The sequence below is a fragment of the Vibrio sp. OPT46 genome, from assembly GCF_015163535.1.
Taxonomy (GTDB): Bacteria; Pseudomonadota; Gammaproteobacteria; order Enterobacterales; family Vibrionaceae; genus Vibrio; species Vibrio alginolyticus.
In genome coordinates this window covers 15,108-21,900 of record NZ_JADDYG010000824.1, presented here as the reverse complement: position 1 = coordinate 21,900, position 6,793 = coordinate 15,108, and the positions used below count along the sequence as shown (strand labels likewise).

7 protein-coding genes and 1 pseudogene are annotated in these 6,793 nt (G+C 45.8%); 7 read left to right on the top strand and 1 reads right to left on the bottom strand.

Going from position 1 to position 6,793, the window contains the following annotated elements; all coding sequences use genetic code 11:
- From IQR33_RS34730 to IQR33_RS28175, 5 genes are all read left to right on the top strand, one after another.
- Positions 1–393, top strand: a 393-nt coding sequence (locus tag IQR33_RS34730) for an ABC transporter permease subunit (protein ID WP_228014196.1), incomplete at its 5' end; no start/stop codon positions are given.
- Positions 394–431: 38 nt separating this feature from the next.
- Positions 432–2,258: an extracellular solute-binding protein gene (locus tag IQR33_RS28190; RefSeq protein ID WP_017634997.1), complete on the top strand. Its 1,827-nt coding sequence runs from the start codon at positions 432–434 to the stop codon at positions 2,256–2,258.
- Positions 2,259–2,267: 9 nt separating this feature from the next.
- Entirely contained in the window at positions 2,268–3,125 is an 858-nt protein-coding gene (locus tag IQR33_RS28185) for an ABC transporter ATP-binding protein (RefSeq protein WP_005379371.1), read from the top strand.
- Between the two features lie 35 nt (positions 3,126–3,160).
- Positions 3,161–4,000, top strand: a complete 840-nt coding sequence (locus tag IQR33_RS28180; RefSeq protein ID WP_104975751.1) for an ABC transporter ATP-binding protein — start codon at positions 3,161–3,163, stop codon at positions 3,998–4,000.
- A 168-nt stretch (positions 4,001–4,168) separates the two neighbouring features.
- On the top strand, positions 4,169–4,594 hold the full coding sequence (locus IQR33_RS28175; protein ID WP_017820704.1) for a phosphate-starvation-inducible protein PsiE: 426 nt from the start codon (positions 4,169–4,171) through the stop codon (positions 4,592–4,594).
- 55 nt (positions 4,595–4,649) lie between these two features.
- Here the strand turns inward: IQR33_RS28175 and IQR33_RS28170 are convergent, their stop codons facing one another.
- Complete coding sequence (locus tag IQR33_RS28170) at positions 4,650–5,516, bottom strand: YicC/YloC family endoribonuclease (protein WP_005395766.1); 867 nt, start codon at positions 5,514–5,516, stop codon at positions 4,650–4,652.
- A 184-nt stretch (positions 5,517–5,700) separates the two neighbouring features.
- On the opposite strand from IQR33_RS28170, the gene rph reads away from it, so the two are divergent.
- Positions 5,701–6,417, top strand: a complete 717-nt coding sequence (gene rph, locus IQR33_RS28165; RefSeq protein WP_017634994.1) for a ribonuclease PH — start codon at positions 5,701–5,703, stop codon at positions 6,415–6,417.
- A gap of 104 nt (positions 6,418–6,521) precedes the next feature.
- A pseudogene (pyrE, locus tag IQR33_RS34725) lies at positions 6,522–6,793 on the top strand (orotate phosphoribosyltransferase); the annotation flags it as partial.

Below are 6,793 nucleotides of genomic sequence, written 5' to 3'. Positions count from 1 at the left end.
TGGATGGGGATGACATGGTACATGCGGACCATGACCTATAAAGAAGCGGCACGAGAATACGTAATGGCGGCACGTGCTTTAGGGGCATCGACTGGACGTATCTTGTTTAATCACATCTTGCCAAATACGATGGTGATGATTGTAACCCTAGCACCTTTCACTATTGCAGCTAACATCACAGCATTGACTGCTCTCGATTACCTAGGCTTAGGCTTGATGCCACCAACACCAAGTTGGGGGGAATTACTGCAACAAGGTAAGTCAAACTTAGATTCGCCATGGATTGTTGCGTCAGTAGTGACTTCTATTGTTCTGGTTCTGGTAATGGTGACCTTTATTGGTGAAGCCATTCGAGCGGCTTTCGACCCGAAAAAATTCACACGCTATGTTTAAGCGAGCATTGTGAGCAAAACATAAAAAAGGGAAGTTTTATGAAGAAATTATTTTTAGCGTCCACGCTGAGCGCCCTGAGTTTTGGTGCAATGTCAGCAACGCTTCCGACTGACTTAAACTGGCAAACAAACTGGGATGAGCCTCAATATGGTTCGCCAGAAGCGAAACGTGGAGGGACTTATCGCACCTTTATGTCAAGTTTCCCGCAGACGTTACGTAGTGTTGGCCCAGATGCTAATGCAGGGCTACGTTCTTTTATCTTAGATGAAACACCAGGCTTGGTGGTCCGCCACCCAGATACTTTAGAGTTCATACCTGAGCTTGCTAACGAGTGGGCGTTAGCAGGTGACAACAAAACGGTCTATTTTAAACTCAACCCTGAAGCCAAATGGTCGGACGGCAAACCTGTGACTGCCGACGATTTCGTGTTCATGCTGAAGTTTTATCGTTCCAAAGACATCTTGGAACCTTGGTACAACGATTACTACAACAAAACGATTGCGGATGTTATCAAGTACGACACTCACACGTTTGCTGTTAAGGCGGCGAAAGAGTTCAATCCGGAAGAATTGCTGTTACGAATGGGGGCTCTGCGCCCACGTCCCGCACATTTTTATGCTAACCCTTCAAAAGATGAAAATGGTGACGGTATACATGACAACTTTGTCCGCTACTACAATTTTAAAAGTGAACCAACGACCAGTGCATACTACCTAGATGACATTAAAAAAGGTAAAAGTGTTACCTTCAAGCATGTCGGTGAAGACTGGTGGGGTTACAGCAATAAGTATTATCAACATCGCTATAATGTCGACAAAATCCGCATCACAGTGATTCGCGACAGTGATATCGCGATGAAGCACTTTGAGAAAGGGAAGCTGGACGCATTTGGTCTTGTTTTACCAAGCTTATGGCATGATAAATCGAATACGGAACCTTACCAAAAGGGATACATTCAAAAGTTCTGGGGTTACAACCAATTCCCAGTTGGGGCTGGTGGTGTATGGATGAACACCGCGATGCCTTTGCTGGATGATTTAAACATTCGCAAGGGCATTACTTACGCGATTGACTTTGATGGCATGATAGAGAATGTCATGCGTGGCGACTACTCCCGTAAACCGAACCCGACCGGTTATGGTCATGGTAAATACACCCTACCAGATGCTAAGGCACCGAAGTTTGATCCCGCAAAAGCGGCCGAGGCATTCGAAGCCGCAGGCTTTAACAAAATTGGTTCTGATGGTATTCGTGTCAATGATAAAGGTGAGCGCTTAAGCTTCGAGCTGACCTACGGAACACCTGTTCATACTCCTCGTATTGCCTTTTTGCGTGAGCAAGCCAAGCTAGCAGGGCTGGATATTGAGCTCAAGTTAGTTGATGGCTCATCCATGTTCAAATACGTACGTGAGAAAAAGCACGATTTGGCTTTCTTAGATATGGGTACGTCTGAGATCCCAACGTATTGGGAGTATTTCCATTCAGTCAATGCGAACAAGCCGCAAACTAACTCTTTCACAAACTACAGCACGCCTGAACTGGATGAAAAGATCATCGAGTATCGTTTTGGCATGGATATGGATAAAAAGATCCAGCTAGGTCATGAGATTCAGCGTGACATCATTGATGCTCACGTTATCGTCCCAGGCTACATGGTTCCTTATGTCCGCTATGGTCACTGGCGCTGGTTAAAGTTTCCAGATAAGCCAATGAATCGCATGACAGAGGCGCTGTTCAGTGGTGCAATCATAGGCGATGGCACTTACTGGATTGATAGTGATATCAAAAAAGAAACGAAACAAGCGATGAAGTCAGGCAAAGCTTTTGAACCTGTTGTTGTCGTAGATGACACTTATAAGCTGTAAGGATTGGTTATGGAAAACGATGTAATCCTAAGTGTTAAAGATCTCGAAGTTGAATTTACCACCGATGATGGGCCAGTGAAGGTTCTGCATGGTGTGAACTTTGATGTGAGAGCTGGACGTACACTCGGTCTGGTGGGAGAGTCAGGTAGTGGTAAGAGCGTAACCTCAATGTCGATCATGGGGCTATTACCTAAGCCATATGGCAACATCATTAAAGGTGAAGTGAATTATCGCGGCACCAACCTAGTTGATTTGCCTGCGGAAGAGATGTACGCCATGCGTGGCGATCGCATTTCGATCATCTTCCAAGACCCAATGACGGCGCTTAACCCAGTGCATACCATTGGTCGTCAAATATGTGAAGTGCTTGAGCTCCATCGACCTGAGCTCGACAAAAAGGAGCGGGAGGCGTACTCGATTGAAATGCTGGCAAAAGTAAAAATTCCAATGCCAGAGAAGCGATTGAATGAGTATCCCCATAACCTATCTGGTGGTATGCGCCAGCGTGTCATGATCGCGATGGCATTGGCCTGTAAGCCGGATATTCTGATTTGTGATGAACCGACTACAGCGTTGGATGTTACGGTTCAGGCGTCTATCCTTGAACTGATGAATGAGCTTCAGGAAGAAACAGGCATGGCAATGATCTTCATCACTCACGACCTCGGAGTTGTGGCAGAAGTGTGTGATGATGTTGCCGTGATGTATGGTGGGCGTATTGTCGAAAAAGCAGAAATTTTTGAGTTGTTTGATAACCCGCAGCACCCCTACACAGAGCGTTTAATGGGATTGATGCCGAGCTTAGATAATGAGCCGAAGCAGATGATCGATATCAAGCCTATTGATGCCAGTATGTTTGCCAGTTAACTGGGCAAAGTGAACCAGTCATAAAAGAGGATGTTATGGCAAAAGAAGTATTAAGAGTTGAAAATCTTAAGCAGCACTTTGTTTCTGGTAAAGGGCTGTTCAAGAAAGGCTACACCATCAAAGCGGTAGACGGGGTTTCACTGTCTGTTTCTGAAGGTGAAACACTGGGGCTAGTTGGTGAGTCAGGTTGTGGTAAAAGCACCCTTGGTCGCACGATCTTAAAGTTATACGAGCCAACAGAAGGTAAGATTTTCTTTGAAGGTAAAGACATCACTAAACTGTCTGTTAAAGAGATGCGCTCGCTGCGTAAAGACATGCAAATCGTCTTTCAAGACCCAATGGAGTCACTCAATCAGCGTCATACCATCGGTATGATTCTGGAAGAACCGTTTGTTATTCATAAAATTGGCACGCCAACAGAGCGTAAACAATGGGTAAAAGAGCTTTTAATCAAAGTGGGATTACCAGAAACGGCAGTAAACCGTTATCCACATGAATTTTCAGGCGGGCAACGGCAGCGTATCGGTATCGCTCGCGCGATTGCATTGAAGCCTAAACTGCTGATTTGTGATGAATCGGTATCTGCGTTAGATGTGTCGGTACAGGCGCAAATCTTGAACCTATTGCTACAACTGCAACAAGAAATGAACTTGGCGATCATATTTATCTCTCACGATCTCTCGGTGGTGAAACATGTTTCTGACAAAGTTGCCGTGATGTATTTTGGCAAAGTGGTAGAAGCAGGCAGTGCTAAAGAAATTTATGCAAACCCGCAAAACGAATACACCAAAAAACTCCTATCTGCGATTCCGATCACTCACCCTAAATATCGGAAGAAAAAGCGCGTAGCTGAAAAAAAGCAGCAAGTGGCGTAAGTGATGCCACAGGTCCTATAACACAAAAGCGCTCCGCCAAATAAGCGGAGCGTTTTTATAAGCAAATGCCAGGACTTGGAGTCGATTTACACTGATGTTTATTCTGATTGATTGAAGATCGTTGCATGCTAAACTCAAGGCCTATTTTCTTTGTTTGGATAATGGACCATGCCGTCGAATTTACCGAAATCCTTTAGTCGACCTTTCCTGAGAATCTTCCATATTTTGGAGGCGGTATTATTAGTCTCTATTACCTTGGCGACGTTGTACGCCATGATGCAAGAGTTTGTGCACGTATTTGTAGAGAAGCGTGTCTTACTCACAGATATTCTGTTGATGTTTATCTATCTGGAAGTGCTCGCCATGGTGCAGCAGTTCGTGATGAACGGTAAAATTCCGGTACGCTATCCTATCTACATCGCGATGATGGCGATCGCCCGCTATATCACTCTCGGAATGAAAGAGCTGGATGCGGTTTTGGTTGTGTGGTTATCTCTGGCTGCGTTTATTTTGGCTGCGGCTACTTTGCTGATCAGAATTGGACACCATTATTGGCCCTACGTTGATAACAGAACCTTGGAAAAAGATGAGTAAAAGAAAGCCCCGCACTAGCGGGGCTTTTTTGTTTCAATACTCGATGACTTTTAGATCATTCAATGTTTTGGATCTGCTCACGCATCTGTTCAATTAGAACTTTCAGTTCAACGCCCGATGCGGTGATGTCGGTGCTGATGGATTTCGACGCTAGCGTGTTTGATTCACGGTTGAACTCTTGCATCATAAAATCTAGACGGCGACCCACTGCGCCACCTTTTTTCAGAATGTTTGTGGTTTCTTTTACGTGAGAGTCCAAGCGATCGAGCTCTTCAGCAACATCCGATTTTTGCGCTAGCAAAATCAACTCTTGCTCGATACGAGATGGATCCAGTTCCACTTTAGCGTCTTCGAACTTCGAGAATAGTCGCTCACGTTGCCATTCTAAAATTTCTGGCATGCGGGCACGCACTTTTACGACTTCTGCAGAGATGGCGTCTAAACGCTGTTCAATCAGCGCTTTCATGTTCTCGCCTTCACGAGCGCGCGCTTCAATAAATTCATCCATTGCGCCATCAAACGCTTCTAGTAGCACTTTATTTACTGCATCCATGTCTTGCTCTGGCGTTTCCATTACCCCCGGCCATTGCATGACTTGAAATGGATTGATTCGGCTCAGTTCACCAGTCATGTGCATGACTTGTTCAGCGGCTTTAATTACCTGGCTAGCAAGCGCTTCATTGATGCTAAGCTCACCTTTTGCGGCAGGGTTTGCTTCAAAACGCAGATTACATTCTACTTTGCCTCGCGCTAAGCGCTTACGAAAGCGCTCACGTAAAACGGGCTCTAACCCGCGAAATTGCTCTGGCATGCGGAAGTATGTTTCTAAATAACGCTGGTTCACGCTGCGGATTTCCCATACCGCAGAACCCCAATCGCCTTTTACTTCTTTGCGTGCATACGCTGTCATACTGTAAATCATCGAATTTTCCTGTCTTCATTTTTTGAAAATTACTTCAAGAGTGTATCACGCTGCGTCGATAGGTGCGCGGGATGTATGGATTGTTTATGTTGTGCCAGCGGCGTAACCTATGAATCCGGAATCGATTCCGTTATAATCTTCGCCCAACCAAATCGTCTTCTCCTCATATTTAAGGTAGATGCCCATGCGTCCAAACGATCGCAAGGCGGATCAAGTTCGCCCTATCAAAATTACTCGTAACTACACAGCTTACGCTGAAGGGTCAGTGCTAGTTGAGTTCGGTAACACCAAAGTGTTGTGTAATGCGACCGTCGAAGAATCTGTGCCACGTTGGCTAAAAGGTCAAGGTAAAGGCTGGGTTACAGCTGAATACGGCATGCTACCTCGAGCAACACATTCGCGTACTCGTCGTGAAGCGGCAAGTGGCAAACAAGGCGGCCGTACGATGGAAATTCAGCGTCTTATCGCGCGAAGCCTACGCGCTGTTGTCGACCTAAAAGCCATGGGTGAGTTCATGATCACCGTTGACTGTGACGTTATCCAAGCTGACGGTGGTACGCGTACTGCATCCATCAGCGGCGCAAGTGTTGCAATGGCCGATGCATTCCAACACCTAGTAGATAGCGGCAAGCTAAAAGCAAACCCAATGAAAGGCCACGTAGCGGCAGTTTCAGTTGGTTTGCTAGGTGATGATGTTCTGTGTGACCTTGAATACGTTGAAGATTCAGCGGCAGACACAGACATGAACGTAGTAATGACCGAAGAAGGCAAGATGATTGAAATTCAGGGCACCGCAGAAGGTGAACCGTTCAGTCACGAACAGCTGATGGCATTGCTCGAGTCGGCGAAAGTCGGCATTACGGAAATTGTCGCAGCGCAGAAGGCGGCGTTAGCCAATTGATTTAGATAGCTCCCATTATGGGGGCTATTTTTTTATCTCGACAATAGAGAAATGAATGATTGTCGAGAAGAGACACAAGAAACCAAGGACATAGAGAGAAAATAATGAAAGCATACCAGCGTGAATTTATTGAGTTTGCACTTGAGAAAGAAGTTCTTAAGTTTGGTGAGTTTACTTTGAAATCTGGCCGTAAAAGCCCGTACTTCTTTAACGCTGGTCTTTTCAATACTGGTCGTGACCTAGCGCGTCTTGGTCGTTTTTACGCAGCCGCGCTCGCTGATTCTGGCATTGAGTTTGATGTACTGTTTGGCCCGGCGTACAAAGGTATCCCAATCGCGACGACAACAGCAGTCGCGCTGGCGGATCACCACGATAT